Source organism: Rhodobacter sp. SGA-6-6 (assembly GCF_011043545.1).
Classification (GTDB): domain Bacteria; phylum Pseudomonadota; class Alphaproteobacteria; order Rhodobacterales; family Rhodobacteraceae; genus Pseudogemmobacter.
The window spans coordinates 321,345-342,763 of record NZ_JAAKGP010000004.1; the positions used below are offsets into that span (position 1 = coordinate 321,345).

The following is a 21,419-nucleotide window of genomic DNA, read 5'->3' on the forward strand; positions in this document are numbered from 1 at the left end:
CGGCGGAAGCCGATCATTTCGGGACCCAGCTGAAGGGCGAGGTCTTGCGGTAGAGCCAGTAGTATTGCGTCGTCATCTGCCGCGTCCGCGTGAAACGGTATCCCGCATAAGCAAAGACCATCAGGATCGCCGTATCCACAAGATAATAGTGCAGCGACAGGAAGGTCCCCTCGAAAAGCGCGTGGTGGATGAAGCGAATTGCCACACCCAGCAGCGCCACATAGGCGGCCAGCACGCCAAGCCCGCTCCAGCTTTCCGCCGCCGCCCGGCCGGTGCGCCAGGCCGTCCATCCGCCCATCACGAAGGTGATCAGCGCGAAGGTCAGGACCGAGCTTTCCTCGTAGAGAATACCCTGCATCAGTGGTGCCCCCCTTCCAGATAGGCCGCGCGGACCTCGGGGTTGGCCAGAAGCTCGGTGCTCGGCCCCGACAGGGTGACCTTGCCGTTCACCAGCACATAGCCGCGGTTCGACAGCTTCAGCGCGGCGAAGGCGTTCTGTTCGACCAGGAAGACCGTCAGCCCCTCCTCGCGGTTCAGCACCCGGATCGCCTCGAAGATCTGCTTGACGATCAGCGGCGCCAGCCCCAGCGAGGGCTCGTCCAGCAGCAGGAGCTTCGGCCGCGCCATCAGCGACCGCGCGATGGACAGCATCTGCTGCTCGCCGCCCGAAAGGGTGCCGCCGCGCTGGTGCTGGCGTTCCTTCAGCCGCGGGAACAGGGTGAAGACCTTTTCCACGTCCTCCCGGAAATACGCCTGCTTGTCGAGGCTGGCCCCCATCTGCAGGTTTTCCAGCACCGTCATCCGCGGGAAGATCCGCCGCCCCTCGGGCGACTGCGCGATGCGGCGGCGCGCGATCATGTGGGTGGGCAGCCGGGTGATGTCGTCGCCCTCGAAGACCACCCGCCCGCTGCGGGCCTGCGGGGCGCCGCAGATCGTCATCATCAGCGTCGACTTGCCGGCGCCGTTGGCGCCGATCAGGCAGACGATCTCGCCCTTGCCGACTTCGACATCCACGCCGCTCAGGGCGCGGATGTTGCCGTAATAGGTCTCGACCCCCTCGACCTTCAGAAGCGCCCCGGTCATGTCCCGGCCTCCTCGGTCGCGTGGATGATTTCGTCCAGCACCTCTTCCACCTCGTCGTCCTCGACCCCCAGATAGGCTGCGATGACCTTGGGATCGCTCTTCACCTCGGCGGGCGTGCCGTCGGAAATCTTGGTGCCGTATTCCAGCACCACGATATGGTCGGAGATTTCCATCACCACCGACATGTCATGCTCGATCAGCAGCAGCGAGGTGCCGGTCTCGTCGCGGATCGCCCGCAGAAGCCGGTTCAGCTCGGTGCTCTCGCGCGGGTTCAGGCCGGCGGCAGGCTCGTCGAGGCACAGCAGTTCCGGCCCGGTGCACATCGCCCGGGCGATCTCCAACCGCCGCTGCGCGCCATAGGGCAGGTCGCCGGCAGGATCGTCGGCGCGCTCGGTCAGCCCGGCCCTGTCCAGCCAGTGCTTGGCCTTGCGGATCGCCTCGGCCGAGGCCTCGCGATAGGCGGGGAACCCCAGCAGCCCCAGCACGGTATAGCCCGAGGCCCGCATCAGCGCGTTGTGCTGCGCGACCAGCAGGTTCTCCAGCACCGTCAGCCCGGTGAACAGCCGGATGTTCTGGAAGGTTCGCGCCACCCGGGCCTGGCGGTTGATGCGGAAGTCGTTCAGCCGCTCCAGGTGCAGTTGCGTCCCGTCCTTCTGGGTCATGGTCAACATGCCCATGGTGGGCCGGTAGAAGCCGGTCACGCAGTTGAACACCGTGGTCTTGCCCGCCCCGTTCGGCCCGATCAGCGCGGTGATCTCGCCCCGGCGCACGTCGAAGGACAGGTCGTTGATCGCCAAGAGCCCGCCGAAGCGCATGGTCAGATGCTCGACCTTCAGGATCACGTCACCGCCCATCAGCCGTGCCCTTCCTTGGTGAAGCTGCCCGAGATGGCCTTGCGTTCGTGCAGGAAGGCGGTGGGCTGGCGGGTGGCGACGAAGCCGCGCGGCTTCCAGACCATCACGATCACCATCGCCAGACCGAAGATCAGCATCCGGTAAAGCTCGGGCGTGAAGTCGGGGCCGAAGACGGCCTTGAGGAAGCTCATCTCCCGCAGCAGTTCGGTGCCGCCGATCATCACCGCCGCCGCGACGGCGATGCCGAACAGCGATCCCATGCCGCCGAGGACGACGATGGCCAGGATCACCGCCGATTCCAGGAAGACGAAGGATTCCGGCGAGACGAAGCCCTGCCGCGCGCCGAAGAAGGCCCCGGCGAAGCCGCCGAACATCGCGCCGATGGCGAAGGCGGTCAGCTTGGTCGTTACCGTGTTGATCCCCAGCGAGCGGCAGGCGATCTCGTCCTCGCGCAGCGCCTCCCACGCCCGGCCGATGGGCATGGCGCGCAGCCGGGTGGAGACATAGGCCGTCAGCATGCACAGCGCGAGGATGACGTAGAACAGGAAGATCTTGTAATAGACCGAGGACATCGGCAGGTCGAAGGCCTTGGCGAAGTTGTTCGGCGCCGAGACGTCGAAGGACCAGATGCCGAAGACCGAGGCCTTGGCGATGCCGGACACCCCGAAGGTGCCCTTGGTCACCTCGGTCCAGTTGACCAGCACCAGCCGGATGATCTCGCCGAAGGCCAGCGTCACGATGGCGAGGTAGTCGCCCCGCAACCGCAGCACGGGAAAGCCCAGGATCACCCCCCAGAAGGCCGACAGGATGCCCGCCATCGGCAGCAGGAGCCAGAACGACAGGCCGAAGTGGCTGGAGAGCAGCGCATAGGAATAGGCGCCGACCGCGTAGAAGGCGACGTAGCCCAGGTCCAGCAGCCCGGCGAGGCCGACGACGATGTTCAGCCCCCAGGCCAGCATGACGTAGATCAGGATCTGGATGCCGAAGTTGTCGACGAACTTCAGCGAGCCCTGCATCCCGAACAGCGCCACCACCACCGGCGGGAACAGCACCAGCGCGCCGAAGGCGATGTAGTGCAGGTTGCGCCGGATCGGCCCGGCCTCGCCGGCCTTGGCGGGGCGGGCCGCCCGCTGCGCCTTGCCGGCGGCGAACCAGGGCCGGATGACCGCGATCATCAGGAAGCGGCCGACCATCGCCACGCCGACGAAGATCGCCAGCAGCCCCCAGCGTTGGGTCAGCACCAGTTCGTTGCGCATGTTCTGGTCGGTCTTCAGCCCGACGAACAGCACGAACATCCCGAAGCTGATCAGTCCGGCGAAGACCGCCTCGCGCAGCGCCTGGCCGACAAGGCCGCCGGGCCGGGCCGAAGAAGGGGTGGAATGCGCGGCCATGGCGTCACACCTTCTCGATTTCCGGGCGCCCGAGGATGCCCGAGGGTTTGAAGATCAGCACGATGGCCAGGATCGAGAAGGTCGCCACATCCTTGTAGTCGATGGAGAAATAGGCCGACCACAGCGACTCGATCAGCCCGATCAGCAGCCCGCCCAGCAATGCGCCGGGCAGCGAGCCGATCCCGCCCAGAACGGCGGCGGTGAAGGCCTTCACCCCGGGGATGAAGCCGTCCGAGAACACGGTCACGCCGTAATACATCAGGAACATCGTGCCGGCGACGCCCGCCAGCGCCGCGCCCATCACGAAGGTGATCGAGATGGTGCGGTCCACGTCCACCCCCAGCAGGGCGGCCATCTTGCGGTCCTGCTCGGTCGCGCGCTGCGCCCGGCCCAGCGCGGTGCGGTTCACAACGAACCAGAACACCGTCATCATCACGATGGTGATGACCACGATCAGGATCTGCTTCAACGAGACCGAGATGCCCCAGACGTCGTAGACCTTCGACACCATCGGCGCGATCGGCTTGTTGCGCGGGCCCTGGGTCACCTGGATGAAGTTGGACAGCACGATCGACATGCCGATGGCGGTGATCAGCGGTGCCAGCCGGAACGATCCGCGCAGCGGGCGGTAGGCTATCCGCTCGATGGTCCAGTTCCACAGCGAGGTCATCACGATGGCGATGGCCATCATCACCACCAGCGCAGCCGCCACCGGCACGCTGGCGAAGATCGCGGTCAGGATCAGATAGGCGATCAGCGCGGCGAAGGCGCCCAGCATGAACACGTCGCCATGGGCGAAGTTGATCATGCCGATGATGCCGTAGACCATCGTGTAGCCGATGGCGATCATGCCGTAGATGGACCCCAGTGTCAGACCGTTGACGGTCTGCTGAATGAAATACTCCATTCCCTCTCCCCTGTTCCTTTGCGGTTTCCCGCGCCTGCCGCTGGCAGGCCCGGTTCCGCAGAGTCGGCCGTTTCCCGGCCTTGCTGTTATCGCCACCATGTGCCGCCGGATGCGCGGTGGTCAAGCTGCAACCGACAGGAATTTGCCGACGCTCCGGGAGGTTGTGCCGCGACGCCGGACGGCGGGTGCGAGGAAAATCGCGCCCTCCGCTGCGGCAGGCATCGCCGGCCCGCCCTTTCCGGGCGCGGCCTGCGGCCATTCGCCGCCCGGGCCGAAGGGGCTCAGCCCTGCGGCTCCTCCTCCGGCTTCTCGTAGCGATAGCGGAAATCGCAGCAGGAGGCCCCCTCCATCAGCGTCCTGGTCCGCGTCAGCCGGATGTTGCTGTCGTAGCCCTGCGGGAACATGAAGTCGCGGTTGCACGACAGCAGGTGGCCGATATGGCCGAGACCCATCTCCCGATACATCTCGGCATAGCGGCAGCGCTTCACCGTGTAGTCGAATTCCGTGTCGGTGGCCTTGTCGACGCTGATCTCCAGCGCGTCGTCCCGGGTCCACAGCTCCTGCAACTCGGCGAAGGTGCGCAGGCTGGTGCCGCCCGGCGTCTTTGCGGCAAAGGCCTCGCCCGCGGCGACCGCGGCCTTGCGGATGGCGGCATCGAGGATCTCCTGCGCCACCTCTTCCCCCAGCCGCGCGCGCATCTCCTCGTAGATCGGCGCGATGATCCCCGCCTCGATGCGCCGCCGGGCGAGAATGCCGATCTCCCCCTCGAAGACGGCGCGCGGACCTTCGGTCGGCTTGTCGGTCATGCGGATTCTCCCTGGCGAATGCCCCTCCGGCGGGGCGGCTGGCCGCATGGTTACCATGCCCCGCGGGAGACGGTGAGAAAAGGCTTCGGATCGGGGTCGGCTGCCGGGCCGAGGCGTCAGCCAGCGCCCCGGTCAGAACGAGGTGCTGATGCTGAGGCCGAAATTCTGTTCGTCATCCGTGGCCTCGTGGTCCAGCGGCTTGGCGACATAGAGCGACACCGGGACCGAGCCCACCTCCAGCGTCATCGATACCCCGACCGAACTGCGGATCTTGCGGTCGTCGTCGATCGCGCCGCCCAGCGTGTCGTCCAGCGACCAGGCCGAGCCGACATCGGCGAAGATGCCGATCTTGGTCGGGGTGCCGAGGATCTGGTCGATGTCCCGCTGCACCTCGATGCTGCTGACGAAATAGTTGTTCGCACCGACGAAATAGTCGCCGTCCTTGGGACCGATGCCCCGGGGCGCGAAGCCGCGGAAATCGGCGCCGCCGATGAAGAAGCGGTCCACCGCGCGGCTGGAGCCATCGCCCTCGGCGTTGACGACGCCGCCCTGGAAGCCGATCAGCAGGGCGTTGCGCTCGGACAGGGCGAAGCGCGATTCCGCCTCGACCCGGGTTTCCGAGATGCGGTTGTCGGTGCCGAGGCCCCAGAAATACTGGTCGACCGAAAGAGCCACGCCGCTGACCATCTCCGACGCGCCCTGTTCCAGCGGATTGGTCGAATACCTGAGGCCGATGCGGGCATAGGGCGCATCCACCACCCCTGCCTCGTTCGCAAACAGGGCGCTGGAGCCGGGCGTGATCCCGGTCATTTCGTCCCGGCGATAGCCGATGCCGAATTCGACCCGCAGCCCTTCGTCGAAGGTATGGCCGAGGTAGGGCTCGATCAGCGCCCGGCGGCTGTCGAAGCCCTGGTTGTCGTAGTCGGTGCGAAGCAGCTGGGTGTCGATGCCGAAATCCAGCCCCCCGAAGGCATTCTTGGTGAAGAGGTAGGTCTGCAACGACCGGCTTTCCTTGGAAATCTGCAGGTCGATGGCGCCAAAGGTGCCGGGGAACAGGTTGTAGCGCTCGAAATAGAGATTGCCGACCACGCCGTCGCGGCTGTCGTAAGCCAGCCCCACGCTGACGCTGCCCGGACGATCGTTCAGCTCCGACACGGCGATGACCAGCGTGTCGCCCTCGCCCGCGACCTGGACGCTGCGGAACTGGCCGCTGCTCATCAGGCAATCGCGGATCAGGCCCAGGTCGGCAGCCGAATAGTCCACCTCGGGCGCCACCTCGCAGGCCGCGACGATGTTCTCTTCCGGAATGAACTCGGCCCCGCGCACCTCGATGGCGCTGTAGGTCCGCGCATTCAGGGCGGGAGCGAAGGCCAGGCTGGCGGCGGAAAACGCAAGGGCGGACGCAAGCAGCAGCTTGCGCTTCGGACGGATCGGCATGACAGGCAGCTCCTCAGTGGCAGCTGAGAGTGAAAAATGGGACTCTTGACCACGAGAATCGGAATAGCCCCTCACTAGCCCAAGTTGTTGCCCGGCGCACCCGATTCCTGCCATCTTTCGGTACCAGAAAGGACTGGAACACCACGGGTATCGCCGGCAAGGCGAGTCGCCCGGGAGGGGACCGAAGGAAGGCGATGCAGATGGGACGGCAGGGAATCGGGGCGGTCATGGCGGCGCGGCTGGAGCATTTCCTGCGCGATACGGCGGGCGCGATCTCGACGCTGGTCGTGATGCTGTTCCCGCTGCTGCTGGTGATCGGGGGCCTGGCGACCGACGTCTCGCTGCTGAACGCGCAGAAGCGCTACGTCCAGTCGCAGGCCGACCTCGCGGCGCAAAGCGCGGCGCGCTACCTGCCGGACGCGGCGAAGGCCCGCGATGTCGCGCGCGGCGTGGTCGCCCGGAACACCCGCTACGGCGCGATCGCGCTGGCCGATGCCGATATCGAGATCGGCAGCTACGATGCCGAGACCGGCGCGTTCAGGAAAGATCAGGGCGCGAGTGCCGTGCGGGTCGTGGTGCCCTCGCCCTTCGACCCGATCCTGCTGGCCTCCATCCTGCCGGACAAGGACCTGACGATCCGCCGCTCGGCCGTGGGCACGCAGCAGGCGACGGTGGTCTTCACCTTGCGCAACCGCCTGCTCGGGCTGGACACCCGCCGGTCGGTTCTGGACGGCGTGCTCGGCCCGCTGGGCCTCGGGCTGACGACGAACGTGCTGGGCTACGAGGGGCTGGCCAATACGCGGGTCAAGGTGGACGAGTTGCTGGGGCTGGCCACGCTGGGGCTGGCGACGGAGGCGCTGACCTTCGACGACGTTCTGGACCTGCCCATCGCCATCCCGCGCCTTCTGGGCGGGCTGGTCGGCCTGGGCAAGCTGCCCCCGGCGGCCGTGCCGACCGGGGCGGGAGTGGGCCCGACGGTGACGCTGGACGAGATTCTGGCGATGTCGCCCGGTCTGGCCCGGCTGAAGGTGGGCGACGTGCTGCCCGACCTGTCGCTGAACGCGCTGGACCTGCTGACCGCCTTTGCGGGGCTGGCGGCCCAGCCGGCGCAGCGGATCGGCGTCACCACCGGGCTGGACCTGGGACCGCTGGCCAATGTCACGCTGGACCTGGGGCTGATCCGGCCGCCGGTCACCGCCATCGGCCTGATCGGCGACCAGCCGCCGCCGCAGGCGAAGGTCGCGCAGACCGATGTGAGCCTGCGGGCCAATGCGCTGAACCTGATCCGGGTGACGCTGGGCCTGCAACTGGCCGAGGCGACGGCGACGGCGCTGAGCCTGAACTGCGGCGCGGCGGCCGCATCGGACACGCTGGCGAGTTTTCAGGTCTCGACCGCCCCCGCGACGCTGGCGCTGCGGGTGCGGCTGCTGCAACTGGTGAACGGCACCGCGATCGAGCGCGATGCCGCGCCGGTCCCGGTGGCCGGGGTCGAGCGGCAGGTCGACATCCGCCTGGACCAGTTCCGCCAGCCGGTCGCCATCGCCAACCCGATTTCCGTCTCCGGGGTGACCGGCTCGCTGAGCAACGTGCTGTCGTCGCTGCGGAGCGACGTCAATTCCCACCGCCCGGATTGCGGCCCGCTGGGCCTGGGCTGCCTTGTCGGCAGCCTGCTGGGCAACCTGCTGAACCTGGTGAACGGCCTGGTCAATTCGCTGACCGGCCTGATCGCCAACACGCTGCAACTGGACAATATCGCCCAGAACCTGCTGGACGCGCTGGGCATCCGGGTGGCGCAGGCCGACCTGATCCTCGACGACTATTCCTGCCAGGCCCGGCTGGTGCAGTGACGCCCGTCACGGCCCTTCCGGCCCTTTGCCTCACAGCTTCAGGGTCGAGGTGCGGGTGATGATGCCGATGTCCAGCCCGAAGTTCTCGCCCAGGGCCTGAACCAGACTGCCGGCGAAATTGTAGGTCACCGTCACGGTCACGAACCCGTCCGAATCCGGCATTCCGGGACAGGGATTGACGGTCAGCTGCTCGCTCCGCAACAGCAGGGTCTGCTGCAGCAGGCCGTTCATCAGCGCGGTATCCTGCGCCATGACCTGGCAGACATCCGCCGGCGGGTTGCTGCGCGTCAGCCGGCCGAGGGACTGTCGCGACAGTTCATGCGCCAGCTGCTGCACGTCGCTTGCAGTCGAGATCAGCAGGCTGACGAAGACGATCAGCAACAGCATCATCAGCAGGAGCGGGAAGATGATGACGAACTCGACCGTCACCGCGCCTGTCCGATCCGCCCTGAACCGCCGGAGCCGGCGGTCCAGGCTGGGGACGATCCGGCGCATCACGGCGCCGCGGCCCCGCCGCCGCCCACCGGCGGCAGATACCGGCGGCCCTTCTGCGGCAGGAAGGTATCCGAAGGCTCGGCAATCATGGCGGCCAGGTTGTGGGCGGTGGCGCAGCCCGCCTGCGCCGCCCCCTCGGGGCAGTAGACCCCGACGGCGTGGGTCCGCACGACCCGGATGATCCCCGACGGCTCCGACCGCGGCAACTGGCGGAAATCGCTGTCCTGCACGAATTCCACCTTGGCGGGATAGGCGGCGAAGATCTGCTGCAACGTCCGCCGGCGCTCGGCATCGCGGGCCGGAATGCGGTTCTTCGGCACCGAAACCACCAGCATGTCCTGGTCGGTCAGCCCCAGGCCGTTCAGGAAATCCCGTATCCGCTTCTGTTCCGCCCCGCTGATCTTCGCCGAGCAGGATTCGAAGGAATAGCTGTGCACCGCCTCATGCGTCTGCGGCATCAGCCGCTCCGACGGGGCCATCAGCGGCTCACCCGCGCAGGCCGCCACCAGCAGGACCGCGGGCAGGAGGAAGACTGTCTCGAGAAAGCCGCATCTCACCGGAATCGCCTTCCTTACTGCAGGACGAATCCGCCGCGGCGCACCCGCGACACGCCGCCGTCGCCGGGACGGATGACCTTGGTCATCTGGCCGGTGACCGCCTGTTCGATTCCGCTGGTCACCGGGTTCACCTCGTCCAGCGGCGTGCGCAGGTCGCTGCCGTTCGTCGGCTCGACCAGATAGGGCGTCACGATGATCACCAGTTCCGTCTCGCCGCGCGCGAATTTGGAGGACCGGAACAGCGCCCCGATGATCGGCAGGTTCACCAGCCCGGGGAAGCCGCTCAGCGACTGGACGCTGTCGGTCTGGAACATGCCGGCGATGGCAAAGCTCTGGCCGCTACCCAGTTCGACGGTGGTGGTGGCGCTGCGCTCGGTCAGGGCCGGCACCTCTTCATTGACCGAATTGGACGGGTCGATGTCGCGCACCCGCGTGTTGATCTGCAGCTGAATCTGGTTCTGGTCGAAGACGGTCGGAGTGAATTCCAGCTCCACCCCGATGGGTTCCAGCTGATAGGACACCTCGTTCTCGTCCGACTGCACCGGATAGGGGAACCGCCCGCCGGCCAGGAAGCTGGCGGTTTCGCCCGACCGCGCGGTCAGGTTCGGCTCGGACAGGATCGTCACCAGCCCCTTCCGGGCCAGCGCATCCAGCACCAGGTTGATGTTGCGCGACCCGCTGCCGATGCTGACCTGGAAGCCGTCGCCGCTGCCCGCCGGCGAGGCGAAGCTGCGCCGGCCGCTGCCGCTGCTGGCGGTCAGGCTGATCCCCAGGTCCTCGCTGATCGAACGCGAGACCTCGGCGATGCGCACCTGAAGATTGACCTGCGCCGAGGTCTCCAGTTCCAGCCGGTTGACGACGATGGCATTCTCGCCCAGGAGGGCCGCCACCACATCGCCGGCGGTGGCCGCATCGTCGGCATTGCGCACCGTGCCGCTCAGGAACACCGCCCCGTCCAGCGTGCTGACCGAGACCGAGCCGCCGCTGATCGCCCGCTGCGCGGCCTCGGCCAGCCGGTCGGCGTCGACCCCGACCGAGATCGTGGTGCTGAGGATTTCCTCGTCGTTCTCGCCCAGGACGAACAGGTTGGTCTCGCCGATGGCACGGCCGACGATATAGACATAGCGCGCGGATTGCAGGTCGATCTCGGCCACGCCGGGATTGGACAGGAACACCGCGGTCGCGGGCCTGTCCAGCTTGATGAACTTGGCCTCGGACACATTCATCGACAGCGTGCCGCGCCCCGCGCTCCAGACCTCTTGCGAAAGGGCTTGCACGGGCGCCAGCAGCGCCAGCGCAAGAAGCAACCGAGCAAAAATTCCCTTGTCGAGCATATGCCTGCCTAGCCTGGCCAAAGTTGGATGCTACGTTTTGCTACTGGAAAATCGGAATCGGTCGTCATGGCCCCATGGCCCGCTCGACCGACACTTGTATGTTCCTCCCTGCATACCATCCATGGTGGTCGTTACAAGGTCGTTAGCGCAATCTGGCCCGCAGGATCGGGCGCATCAGATAGCTCAGCACCGAACGGCTGCCGGATTCGATATCGACCTGGGCGACCATGCCCGGGCGGATGGGCAGCTCCTCGCCATTGCGGACGAGATAGCTTTTCTCGGTGGTGACCATGACGCGGTAATAGGCCTGCACGCCCTGCTCGGTCTCTTCCTCGACCGTGTCGCCGCTGATCTGGGTGACGGTCCCGCGCAGGTCGCCGTAGATCGAGAAATCGTAGGCGGTGACCTTCACGCTGGCAGGCATCCCCGGCGCGATGAAGGCCACGTCGCGGGGCGAGATGCGGGTCTCGATCAGCAGCTGGTCGTCGACGGGGGTGACCTCCATGATCGACTGGCCCGGCTGCACCACCCCGCCCAGCGTGGTGATGTTGACATCGTTCACCCGCCCCGCCACCGGAGAGCGGATCTCGGTCCGGTCCAGTTGGTCGCGCTTCTGCACCAGCTGCTGCTGCAATGCGGCAAGCCGGGCCTTCTTCTCGACCAGGTCGCGATAGGCTTCCTGCACATAGGTGTTGCGCAATTCGCTGATGCGGCCCAGCAGCTGGGCATCCTGCTGCTGAAGGCGCAGCAGGTCGACCTTCGAGACCGAGCCCTGCTCGGCCAGCGGCGCGGTGATCGCGATCTGCGCGACGATGGCCGCCCGCTCGGCCTCGACCGCGGCAATGGATTCCCGCAGCTTGGTGCGGCGGGCATTGAACAGCCGCTCCTCGGCGGCGCGGATCTCGCTTTTTTCGGCCCCGTCGAAGGCGATGGTGTCGCTTTCCATCACCTCGGCCTCAAGCCGGGCGATCTCGGCCTCCAGCGTCTCGATCTCGCCCTGCGTCTCCAGAAAGGCGGAGCGGAAGCGCGTCGCATCCATGCGGGCCAGCACCTGCCCCTGCTGCACGAGATCGCCCTCATGGACCAGCAGTTCGGCCAGGATGCCGCCTTCCAGGCTCTGGATCGTCTGCATCCGGCGCAGCGGAATGACGGTGCCGTCGCCGCGCGTGACCTCGTTCACCTGGGCGAAGGCCGACCACAGGATGGCGATGCCGATCGCGGCGGCCACCAGCCAGACCGTCTGCCGGGCCACGGCAAGCGAGCGGCGGCGGAAGCTGCCGTCCAGGTAGTCGGGGTTGAGGTCGGTCTGGCTCATCTGACGGCCTTCATCGACTGGACGGAGGAAGAGCGGGCGAGTTCGAGGATCTTGCCCAGCGGACCGTCGTGGGCGATGGCGCCCTCGTGCAGCACCACCGCCCTGTCGGTCAGCGCCAGCAATTCGCGCTTGTGGGTGGCGATGATCGCGGTGCGCCCTTCGAGCCAGCCCTTCATGAACTGGATGACATGCTGTTCGGTCGCGTGGTCGAAGGCGGCGGTGGGTTCGTCCAGGATCACCACCCGGGGGTCCTGCAGGATGATCCGGGCCAGGCCGATGGCCTGCCGCTGCCCGCCCGAGACGTTGGCATTGCCGTAAAGCTGCATGTCCAGTCCGCGGACATGCTTGCGCACATGGCCCCCCAGCCCCACGGCATCCAGCGCGGCCAGAAGCTCGGCATCGTCGTGCAACCCGTGGTCCAGCATCAGGTTTTCCCGCAGCGTGCCCTGGAACAGGGCGGCGCTCTGCGGCAGGTATCCGACTTGGCGGCGGCGGTCGATCGGGTCGATCTGACCGAGCGCCAGGTTGTCCAGCAGGATGGACCCGTCCGCCGGGTCGGTCAGCCCGGCCATCAGCCGCAGGAAGGTGGACTTGCCCGCCCCGTTGCCGCCCAGAAGCGCCACCTTCTCTGCGGCGGCGATCTCCAGCGCGCGGATGTTCAGCACCTGCCCGCCGTCCTTGTCGTGGGCATAGGTGACATCCGACAGCCGGTAGGCCCCGCGGATGTCGGGCGCGCGCAGATAATGGCGCCCGGCCGGCCGCTCCACCGGCATCTCCATGATCTTGTCCAGGTTGTCCATCGCGGCGCGCACCTGCTGCCAGCGCGCCAGCAGGCCGGCGACCTGGCTCAGCGGCGCCAGGGTCCGGCTGGTCAGCAGGGTGCAGGCGATCAGGCTGCCGACCGTCATCGCGCCGGCGCTGATCCGGTAGACGCCCACGATCACCACCAGCGCATAGCACAGCTGCTGGGTGGTGGCGGCGATCTGCATCAGGATCGTGGTCCATTCCCGGGTCCTGACGCCGGTGTCGGCCATGGTCGCGGTGAGCTGCACATAGGCGCGGTGCAGCCGCCCTTCGGCCCGGGCGGCCTTTACCGTCTCCAGGTTCGAGACCGCCTCCAGCAGAAGGCCGTTCAGCGCCGCGCTTTCGCGGGTGTTCTGCCGCGACGCCTTGGCCAGCGCGCCCTGCATCAGGATGCCCGGCGCGATCATCAACGCCCCGCCGAACAGCACCACCAGCGCGACCGGGCCGCCGATGAAGGCGAGGATGCCGATGAAGATCAGCACGAAGGGAATGTCGCAGATCGCCCCAGCCGTGCCCGAGGTGAAGAACTCGCGCACGGTCGAGAAGTCCCGCACCTGGTTCGCGAAGGCCCCGGTGGAACGGGGCTGGTGCGACAGGCGCAGGTTGACCACATGCTCGAACAGCCGGGCGGACAGTTGCAGGTCCAGGTCGCGGCCGGAAATGTCGATCAGCCGGGCCCGCATCACGCGCAGCAGGAATTCGAGTCCGATGGCGATCCCCACCCCGCTGGCCAGGATCCACAGCGTATCGAAGACCTGATTCGGCACCACGCGGTCGTAGACCTGCATCGAGAACATCGCCGTGGTCACCGCCAGCAGGCTGGCCACGAACGAGGCAAGGAACACGTCGCGATAGATGCGCAGATTGCCCAGCACCGCGCCGATGATCCAGTGCCGGCCGTCGGGGTCGCCGGCGCCCAGCCGCTGCGACACCACATCGACGGGCTTCGAGGCCAGATACCTGCCGGAATAGACCGCGGCCAGGTCGGCCAGCGCCCGCTCGACCCGGCCGCCGCCGGCCTGGGGCAGGACGATCTCGGCCCGCCCCTCCTCGACCGTTTCCAGCAGCAGGGTGTTGCCGTCCTTCAGGAACAGCAGCACCGGCAGCGCCTCGGGCGGGATGCGGTCCAGGGTAGCGTGGGCGATGCGGCAGCTCATGTTCACGCGGCGCAACGCCCGCGCGCAGGCCGTCACGCTGAGCCGGCCATCCTCGTCATGCGGCAGGCCGTCCTTCAGCCGCTCGGGCGCGGCGGCGATGCCGTTCGACCGGCACAGCTCGATCAATCCGAGAACAAGCGGATCGCTGGTGTCACTGGCTGCCATGGTCCCGTCCCGACTGCGGATACGCCCGCTACACTAGCGGGTTTCAAACAAAAGAGAACCTAACATACCAACGGAATGTGCGGCTAAATATTCCGTATGTTTTCGTTCTTTGTATGTCTCAATTTTGTCAATTTCGGCGTCGTAATGATCTCGACCGGTGGTCAGCAGGTCGATCAGCTCGCGCCGGCCGGCGACGAACTGCTGTTCGTAGGCCGCCAGCACCTCTTGCGCCTGTTCAAGCTGGCGCTGCTGCGAGGCCTCGTTGGCCATCAGCACGCTGATCCGCTCGATGAAGACCCGGACGGAATTCTGCAGGTCGCGCTCGACCGCTTTCAGCCGGGCTTCGGCGGCGCCAAGCTCCTGTTCGGCGGCAAGGACGGCGCGGCCGGTGAAGCCGCTGCTGTTCAGATCGACGCCGGCGGTGATGCCGATCGCCCCGCTGCGGCCACGCCCGCCGCTCAGATCCTGCCGCCCCTGCGCCTGCAGGCTGATCTTCGGCTTCTTCGACGCCTTTGCGGCCTTGATCCCCTCGGCCGCGATGTCGAGGTCGGCCTTCGCCTCGACATAGGCGGGGGCGATCACGATGGCCGCGATCACGTTCGCGCTGGAGGAGAACCGGGCCGAGAACGCAAGCTCCGGCGGCAGGCCCGGATCGGTGACCGGCTGGCCCAGCAGGAATTCCAGTTGCGACAGCGTGATCATCCGGTCGGCCTGCAACTGCGCCATCCGCTCTTCGGCACGCGCGATCTCAAGCCGCGCGCGGGCGATTTCGGCGCTGTCGGACAGTCCCGCGGCCACCCGGCTGCGCGAGAATTCCTCGATCCGCAGCGCAAAGTCGACGTAGTCCTGCGTCTTGGCGATCTTGCGATCCAGCGTCTCGACTTCGAGGTAAAGCTCCGAGATCTGCAGGGTCAGATCCTCGACCGCCATCTTCAGCTGGGCGACGATCTTGACCCGCGCCAGCGAAGCCGCGGCGATCTGGCTTTTCACCAGCCCCCAGTCGAACAGCACCTGCGAGACGGTGACGGTCAGCGCCGGGTCGCTGTCGGTGGTGCTGGTCGCGCCGGAAATGCTGACCTGCGGCCGCTTGCCGTCCTTGGCGATCTCGATGTTGGTGGTCTCGCGCGCCACGCTCATCTGAAGCGCCTCGACCGTCGGGTCGCGCTCGGTCCCGATGCGGACGGCCTCCTTCAGCGACTGCGCCAGCGCCGGCAGGGCGCTGCCGGGGTGCAGCAGCATTCCGAATGCCAGAACAGCCAGAAGGCCGGCGCGTGAACCGGAACGTGTCATCCTCTTCCCGATCGGCGCGATCAGACCGTGACCGGCGGGACGAAAAGCGCGTCCAGGAACGGGCTGGCGGAATCGTCCGCGAGAACGTCGCCCGGCCCCTCGGCACCGAGCAGGCCGCCGAGAAGACCGTCGCCCTGCAGCAGCCCCGCGATCAGCGCGCCCAGTTCCCCTTCCCCGGCCCCCTGCGGGCCGGCGTCCCCGGCCGCAGCGCCCGGCGCAGGCTCGGTTCCGGCATCTTCCGCGGAACCTTCGGCATCGACCGATTCCTGCGCGGGCAAGGCCGCAGGCGCCGGCGGCTTGTCGTCATCATCGTCCAGCAGCTCGACCGAAACCGGAATGGCGGCCGCCGCGAACAGCAGGCGGTCCAGCCCGATGCCGGCAATGGTCATCACCCCACCGCCGCCGCCACCGGCGACTGGAGCGGCATCATCCGGGGCAGGCTCGCCGTCCGACGGGCCGACCACGATCTCTTCCCCCTGCGGGGAATCGTTATCGGCATCGGCCATCGGCTGCGCCTCCTCGGCCTTCTCGGCTTCGGCGACGGCCGCAGGCTCGGTCGGCGGCACGAAAGGTTCGGGGGCAAGCAGGCCGGTGATCTCGACCTCGCCGCCGGCGCCGCCGTCCAGAAGACGGCTGTATTCGCCGGCCGGCCCGATGACGAAGAAATCCCGGACCAGCACTTCCTGCCCGTCCAGGAGGATGACCCGCAGGTCCGCCCCGGACTTCTCATAATATGCAATTCCTGCGGCGCCGCTGCCGAAATAGACATCCGAGGGAGCCGCCAGCCTGACGTCGTTTGTCACGGATCTGGCGCTGGCCCCGCCGGGCCCGCCTGCGACGGTAAAGATTTCGACCATTGCTTCGCTTCCCCCAGAAAAGCCCCCGCGTTGATAGGAGAGCCGAACGATTCTCGCAATGCGATAGTGCCCGCCCCCTTCGGGCGGCCGCTGTGCCCCGACCGGAAAGAGAGTTGCCGCACGAGGCGGCAACTGAGTGCCGGAGCGGCAAGGCGGCGCCGCTCCGGGTGGTCTACACGGTCGGGAACATCCGCACGATGGCCGATGGACCGGCACACGCCGGCCCGAGGTCCTTGGCAGAAGCCTTCATCAATTTGGCATGGGGATACACACCTATGACTATTCCTTCAATACTATAGATTGTATTTTTCTACGCGCGGCCGATCGCTGGACCTGCCGCGGATCAGCCACTAAGGTCGCCCTTGCAATTCCAAGTGGTGGAGGAAGGCATGGGCACCCGTGCGATGGCATCTGCGGCGATGGTGGCTCTGGCATTCGGCCTTGCCGGCTGTTCGCAACTGGGCCGCGGGGCCGTCGCCGCCACGTCCGAGACCGAGCAGGTCGCCGAAGCCTCCTATTCGGTGGGAGACTACGAAGAAGCTGCCCGCGTGTTCGAATTGGCCGCCCAGCGGGACCCGCGCTCCGTCGCGGCGCTGGTCGGGCTTGGCAAATCCTACACCGCCCTGCGGCAGTTCAGCCGGGCCGAGAATGCCCTGGTCCGCGCAAGGCAGTTGAACCCGCGCAACCCGGAAGTTCATAACCAATTGGGAAATCTGGAACTTTACCAGATGCACCCCAAGCAGGCGATCGGCCATTTCGACAAGGCCCTGGGAGTCGACCGCAAGAACCTGGTCGCCCTGACCGGCAAGGCCGTCGCGCTGGACTATCTGTCGCGGCACACGGAGGCGCAGGCGGTCTACAGCCGCGGCCTCGAATTCTATCCGACGAACTTCGCCCTGCTCAGCAACTATGCCCTGTCGCTGGTCCTCTCGGGCGAGATCGGCCGGGGCACGCGGCTGATGGAGGAATTGCTGCGCGATCCGGCCAGCGGCGATACCGTCCGCGCCAACCTGGCCATCGCCTATGCGCTGGATGGTCGCACCCGCGACGCCCGCACGATGCTGCAAGGCATCATGTCCTCCGCGGAGGCAGATGCGGCGCTGAAGCATTATGCGGCGGCCCGGGCGGATTACCTGGCGGGCAAGCCCATCGGCTACATGATCTTCCAGTAGCCATTTCGTCTTTAGACTCCAGACTTTTTGCTGTATTCCTCCCGGAAGGATGGATTTGCCGCCGCGGCTTGCGGCGGCGCCAGCCATTGGAGGACAGGATGCTGAAGGTCAGGCGCTTCATCAGGCAGGAAACCGGGGCCGTCACCGTCGACTGGATCGTCCTGACGGCCGCGGTCGTGGCCCTTGCCTCGTCGGTGGCCGTGGTGCTGAACGGCGGCGGCGAAGACAGCATCGCCTCGAAGCTGCGCAATATAATCACCGATGCGGTTGACGGCGTCGGGAAGCCCGACGAGAATTGAGCCGGTTCATTCACCCTTTGGTTGCAGGTGCTCATGCGGTTCAAGATTATCGCACTGATTTCGCTCGGCATCGTGCTTGCCGTTGCTGCCGGACTGGGGACGTTCCAGTATACCCGTGCGCTTGAGACGGAGCTTTCGGCCACCCGCAAGAGCCTGGCCGACCTCGGCGAGACGGTCTCGCTGCCCGTTCCGCTGCGCGACATTCCGGCCGGCACGGCGCTGCAGCCCTCCGACTTCGGGATGAAGCCGCTGCCTGCCAGCATCGTTCCCCAGAACGTGCTGCGCGATCTGCCGCAGCCTGCCGAGGGGCAATCGCTGGTTTCGATGGCCCCGCTGGCCGAGGGGGCGCTGCTCCTGTTCACCGATGTGGGCAGTTCGGACGCCAGCACGGATTTCGGCCTGGTGCTGTCGCAGGGCGCGCGCGCCTTCGCCATCGCGCCGCGGAACCTGGCGGAATTCGCCGACCGTCTGGCACCGGGCGCCACGGTCGACATCATCTGGACCCGGACCGCCGCCCAGGGGCGGATGGAAAGCCGCCTGCTCGGCTCGGGCGTGCGCGTTCTGGCCGTTCCGGGGGACGCCGCGACCGGCGACGCCACGGCGGCGGACAAGATGGCCGGGAAGCTGATCGTCGAGGGAAACGAAGAGGAAGCGATGCGCTACATCCTGGCGGCGCAGACCGGCTTCTTCCACATCCTGCTGTCGAACGGCGACCGGCGGGCGGACGGAAAGGAGCTGGTCCTTTCCGCGGACGAGCTGGCCGATCTGCCCGTGGTGACGCGCGAAGGCACCGCCTCGGGGGCCGGAACGGGGGCCGAGGACGATCCGGGCCTCGTGGCGCGTATCACCGGAGGAGGGGCCGGACGCCCCACCTGCACGACGGCGATCATCCGCGCGGGCAGCCGGGCGGTCTTTGAAGTGCCATGCTGAAGGAAACCGGCGAGGAGGGGGCCGCCGTCCGCGCTTCCGGCGGAGAGGGTCGGATCTGCGCGATCTGCGACGGGCTCGACGCGGTGATGCGGCTGGCCGGCTATATCGCCACGCTGCCCGCGGGCCTGCGCCGCACCGACCTCAGCCTTGCCGAGGCGCTGGATCACCTGCGCGACAACGCCGGCACCCGCTTCGAGCGGATCGTGATTGCCCCCAGGACCGACAAGGACGCCGCGCCCCGGCTGGTGCAGGCGGTCCTGGAGGCCGCCGCGCGGCATACGGACAGTATCGTCGTGCTGGTGCCGTCCGGGTCGCGGGTCCGGCTGGCTCCGGTTCCTGGGATGCAGCTGCTGGCCGGGCCGCCGTTCATGCCGATCGACCCCGCCCCCGGCACCGACCTGCCGCCCGACGCCGGCCCGGTCGCGGCGGGCAGCCGCGCGGCCCCCGCCGCCGGACTGTCGCGGCTGTTCGGCCGCAGAGCCTCCGGCAAGGACCAGCCCGCGCCGCCGCCGCGGCCGTCGCTGTCGGCGCCCCCGCCCGCCCCCCGGCGGGTGATCGCGGTGCAGCCGTTCAGCGGCGGGTCGGGCGCCACCACGCTTGCGGTGAACCTTGCCGCCGAGTTGGCGGCCATGAAACCGGCGCGCAACATCTGCCTGATCGACCTGAACCTCCAGTTCGGCAATGTCGGAACCTACCTGAACCTGCCGGCCGATTCGCGCGTGCTGGACGCCTATCGCACCATCGGCGGCATCGACTCGGACGCCTTCAGCAACTGCCTGCAACGCATCCGGCCCAACCTGGCCGTCTTCTCCGCCCCGCGCGAGATCCTGCCGCTGGACGGCATCGACGGAAACGACCTGCGGCGGCTGGTGATGCTGGCCCGGGACATGGCGGATCTGGTGATCCTCGACCTGCCGCATCTTGTCGCGGACTGGAGCGGGGACGCCTTCGCCGTCTCGGACTGCCTGTTCGGCGTCTGCAGCCTGGACGTGCGCTCGGCGCAGAACGCGGCGAAGCTTCTGGACCTGCTGCGCAGCGAGAAGGTGACGACGGGCGCACCCTTCTATTTCCTGAACCGCGCGCCGGCAAAGCGCAGCCGCGCCTGGAAGGAAGAGGTGGCCGAGTTCGAGAAGGGCCTCGGCGTCCCCTTCGCCGAATTCCTGCCCGACGGCGGCCCCGAGGTGACCGCGGCCTGCAATGCCGGCGCGCCGCTATGCGACCACGCGCCGAAGAACCCGGCCCGGACCGCCATCCGGGCGTTGTGCGAAGCGCTGCACCCGACGATCGGCGTGCCGGCCGGCGCCCCGCCCCGGAGCTAGACCGATGTTCAACAAGTTTCGCCAGAGCAAGCTGACCGAACTGCGGCGGCCGGGAGACGACCTTCCCGCCGCGAGCGAACCGCCGCCCGCAGCCGTCGAGGAAGAGCTTTCGACCGCGGCGCAGGCGACGCGGAACCGGCGGCGCAAGCTGGCCGGCCTGCGCCAGCAGGCCCACCAGCAGTTGCTGGAGACGCTGAACCTCTCGGCGCTGATGCAGGCCAGCGAGGCCGAGATCAAGACCGAGATCGTCAACATCCTGAAGACGCTGGTCCCCAAGCAGAACGTGGCGGTCAGCCGCTCGGACCGCGACGGGCTGGTGGACGACCTTTATTACGAGGTGACGGGGCTTGGCCCGCTGGAGATCCTGATCGGCGACGAGGCGGTGTCGGACATCCTGATCAACGGGCCCGACCAGGTCTTCATCGAACAGGGCGGCCTGCTGGAGCTGACCGACGTGCAGTTCCAGGACGAGGCGCACCTGCGGCGCATCCTGCAGAAGATCGTCGCCTCGGTCGGGCGGCGGCTGGACGAATCCACGCCCTATGTCGACGCACGCCTGCCCGACGGGTCGCGGCTGAACGCGGTGATCGCACCCATCGCGCTGGATGGCACGCTGGTGTCGATCCGCAAGTTCCGCAAGGACAAGCTCAGCCTCGACCAGTTGGTGTTCCTTGGCGCGCTGAACGAGAAGATGGCCACCTACCTGCGCGCGGCCATCACCTCGCGGCTGAACGTCGTCATCTCGGGCGGCACCGGGTCGGGCAAGACCACGCTGCTGAACGCGCTTTCCGCCTTCATCGGCAAGCGCGAGCGGATCATCACCATCGAGGACACCGCGGAACTGCGGCTGCAGCAGACCCACGTCGGCCGGATGGAAAGCCGCCCCCCGAATGTGGAAGGCAAGGGCGCGGTGACGCAGCGCGACTGCCTGCGCAATGCCCTGCGGATGCGCCCCGACCGGATCATCGTCGGCGAAACCCGCGGCGAGGAAGTGATCGACATGCTGCAGGCGATGAACACCGGCCACGACGGGTCGATGACCACGATCCACGCCAACAGCGCCCGCGACGCGACCAGCCGGCTGGAGAACATGATCGCCATGGCCGGGATCGAGATTCCGCTCTCTGCCCTGCGGCGCCAGATCGCTTCCGCGGTGAACCTGATCATCCAGGTCAACCGGATGCAGGACGGCAGCCGCAAGATCACCTCGATCACCGAGATCACCGGCTGCGAAGGCGATGTGCTGACCATGCAGGAACTGTTCTATTTCGAACATACCGGCGTCACCGCGGACGGGCGCGTCGAAGGGCATTTCCAGTCGGGCGGGATGCGGTCGGCCTATTCCGACAGATTCCGCCGCTGGGGGCTTCAGCTGCCGGCCGATCTTTACGGGACATAGC

20 protein-coding genes are annotated in these 21,419 nt (G+C 67.4%); 6 read left to right on the top strand and 14 right to left on the bottom strand.

Translation table 11 applies throughout. The features are described from left to right. Window positions 1-13 precede the first annotated feature (13 nt). The 7 genes from G5B31_RS10500 to G5B31_RS10530 form a co-directional block, all read right to left on the bottom strand. Window positions 14-358 (bottom strand): DUF6867 family protein, encoded by a 345-nt coding sequence (locus tag G5B31_RS10500; protein WP_165017045.1) that lies wholly within the window; start codon window positions 356-358, stop codon window positions 14-16. Then, window positions 358-1,083: an ABC transporter ATP-binding protein gene (locus G5B31_RS10505; protein WP_165017048.1), complete on the bottom strand. Its 726-nt coding sequence runs from the start codon at window positions 1,081-1,083 to the stop codon at window positions 358-360. The genes G5B31_RS10500 and G5B31_RS10505 overlap by 1 nt, the downstream gene beginning before the upstream one ends. Then, the gene (locus tag G5B31_RS10510; protein ID WP_165017051.1) at window positions 1,080-1,937 is read right to left on the bottom strand and encodes an ABC transporter ATP-binding protein; all 858 of its coding nucleotides are present in this window, start codon (window positions 1,935-1,937) and stop codon (window positions 1,080-1,082) included. Before G5B31_RS10510 ends, G5B31_RS10505 begins: the two co-directional genes overlap by 4 nt. Next, entirely contained in the window at window positions 1,937-3,328 is a 1,392-nt protein-coding gene (gene livM, locus G5B31_RS10515; RefSeq protein ID WP_165017055.1) for a high-affinity branched-chain amino acid ABC transporter permease LivM, read from the bottom strand. Before livM ends, G5B31_RS10510 begins: the two co-directional genes overlap by 1 nt. Window positions 3,329-3,332: 4 nt before the next feature. Next, complete coding sequence (locus G5B31_RS10520) at window positions 3,333-4,235, bottom strand: branched-chain amino acid ABC transporter permease (protein WP_165017058.1); 903 nt, start codon at window positions 4,233-4,235, stop codon at window positions 3,333-3,335. Window positions 4,236-4,516: 281 nt separating this feature from the next. Further along, window positions 4,517-5,041: an L-2-amino-thiazoline-4-carboxylic acid hydrolase gene (locus G5B31_RS10525; protein WP_165017061.1), complete on the bottom strand. Its 525-nt coding sequence runs from the start codon at window positions 5,039-5,041 to the stop codon at window positions 4,517-4,519. A gap of 132 nt (window positions 5,042-5,173) precedes the next feature. After that, the gene (locus G5B31_RS10530; RefSeq protein WP_165017064.1) at window positions 5,174-6,478 is read right to left on the bottom strand and encodes a BamA/TamA family outer membrane protein; all 1,305 of its coding nucleotides are present in this window, start codon (window positions 6,476-6,478) and stop codon (window positions 5,174-5,176) included. 200 nt (window positions 6,479-6,678) lie between these two features. On the opposite strand from G5B31_RS10530, the gene G5B31_RS10535 reads away from it, so the two are divergent. Continuing rightward, on the top strand, window positions 6,679-8,325 hold the full coding sequence (locus G5B31_RS10535; RefSeq protein ID WP_165017068.1) for a pilus assembly protein TadG-related protein: 1,647 nt from the start codon (window positions 6,679-6,681) through the stop codon (window positions 8,323-8,325). Between the two features lie 30 nt (window positions 8,326-8,355). Here the strand turns inward: G5B31_RS10535 and G5B31_RS10540 are convergent, their stop codons facing one another. From G5B31_RS10540 to G5B31_RS10570, 7 genes are all read right to left on the bottom strand, one after another. Beyond that, window positions 8,356-8,820, bottom strand: a complete 465-nt coding sequence (locus G5B31_RS10540; protein ID WP_165017071.1) for a TadE/TadG family type IV pilus assembly protein — start codon at window positions 8,818-8,820, stop codon at window positions 8,356-8,358. Beyond that, on the bottom strand, window positions 8,820-9,377 hold the full coding sequence (locus tag G5B31_RS10545) for a CpaD family pilus assembly lipoprotein (protein WP_346763903.1): 558 nt from the start codon (window positions 9,375-9,377) through the stop codon (window positions 8,820-8,822). The genes G5B31_RS10540 and G5B31_RS10545 overlap by 1 nt, the downstream gene beginning before the upstream one ends. A 14-nt stretch (window positions 9,378-9,391) precedes the next feature. After that, the gene (locus G5B31_RS10550; protein WP_165017077.1) at window positions 9,392-10,684 is read right to left on the bottom strand and encodes a type II and III secretion system protein family protein; all 1,293 of its coding nucleotides are present in this window, start codon (window positions 10,682-10,684) and stop codon (window positions 9,392-9,394) included. Window positions 10,685-10,853: 169 nt separating this feature from the next. Then, window positions 10,854-12,026 (bottom strand): HlyD family efflux transporter periplasmic adaptor subunit, encoded by a 1,173-nt coding sequence (locus G5B31_RS10555; protein ID WP_165017080.1) that lies wholly within the window; start codon window positions 12,024-12,026, stop codon window positions 10,854-10,856. Continuing rightward, complete coding sequence (locus G5B31_RS10560) at window positions 12,023-14,152, bottom strand: type I secretion system permease/ATPase (protein ID WP_165017083.1); 2,130 nt, start codon at window positions 14,150-14,152, stop codon at window positions 12,023-12,025. Before G5B31_RS10560 ends, G5B31_RS10555 begins: the two co-directional genes overlap by 4 nt. Window positions 14,153-14,185: 33 nt before the next feature. After that, window positions 14,186-15,391: a TolC family protein gene (locus tag G5B31_RS10565; RefSeq protein WP_165017086.1), complete on the bottom strand. Its 1,206-nt coding sequence runs from the start codon at window positions 15,389-15,391 to the stop codon at window positions 14,186-14,188. 71 nt (window positions 15,392-15,462) lie between these two features. After that, window positions 15,463-16,431, bottom strand: coding sequence for a hypothetical protein (locus tag G5B31_RS10570; protein ID WP_165017089.1), 969 nt, complete (start codon window positions 16,429-16,431; stop codon window positions 15,463-15,465). Between the two features lie 257 nt (window positions 16,432-16,688). Here G5B31_RS10570 and G5B31_RS10575 point away from each other — a divergent pair, with 257 nt between their 5' ends. The 5 genes from G5B31_RS10575 (at window position 16,689) to G5B31_RS10595 (ending at window position 21,418) form a co-directional block, all read left to right on the top strand. Further along, entirely contained in the window at window positions 16,689-17,471 is a 783-nt protein-coding gene (locus G5B31_RS10575) for a tetratricopeptide repeat protein (RefSeq protein WP_165017092.1), read from the top strand. Window positions 17,472-17,569: 98 nt separating this feature from the next. Continuing rightward, entirely contained in the window at window positions 17,570-17,770 is a 201-nt protein-coding gene (locus G5B31_RS10580; protein ID WP_165017094.1) for a DUF4244 domain-containing protein, read from the top strand. A gap of 33 nt (window positions 17,771-17,803) precedes the next feature. After that, the gene (cpaB, locus tag G5B31_RS10585) at window positions 17,804-18,700 is read left to right on the top strand and encodes a Flp pilus assembly protein CpaB (protein WP_165017097.1); all 897 of its coding nucleotides are present in this window, start codon (window positions 17,804-17,806) and stop codon (window positions 18,698-18,700) included. After that, window positions 18,694-20,019, top strand: a complete 1,326-nt coding sequence (locus tag G5B31_RS10590; protein WP_165017100.1) for an AAA family ATPase — start codon at window positions 18,694-18,696, stop codon at window positions 20,017-20,019. The genes cpaB and G5B31_RS10590 overlap by 7 nt, the downstream gene beginning before the upstream one ends. A 4-nt stretch (window positions 20,020-20,023) precedes the next feature. Beyond that, complete coding sequence (locus G5B31_RS10595) at window positions 20,024-21,418, top strand: CpaF family protein (RefSeq protein ID WP_165017103.1); 1,395 nt, start codon at window positions 20,024-20,026, stop codon at window positions 21,416-21,418. Window position 21,419: the final 1 nt, after the last annotated feature.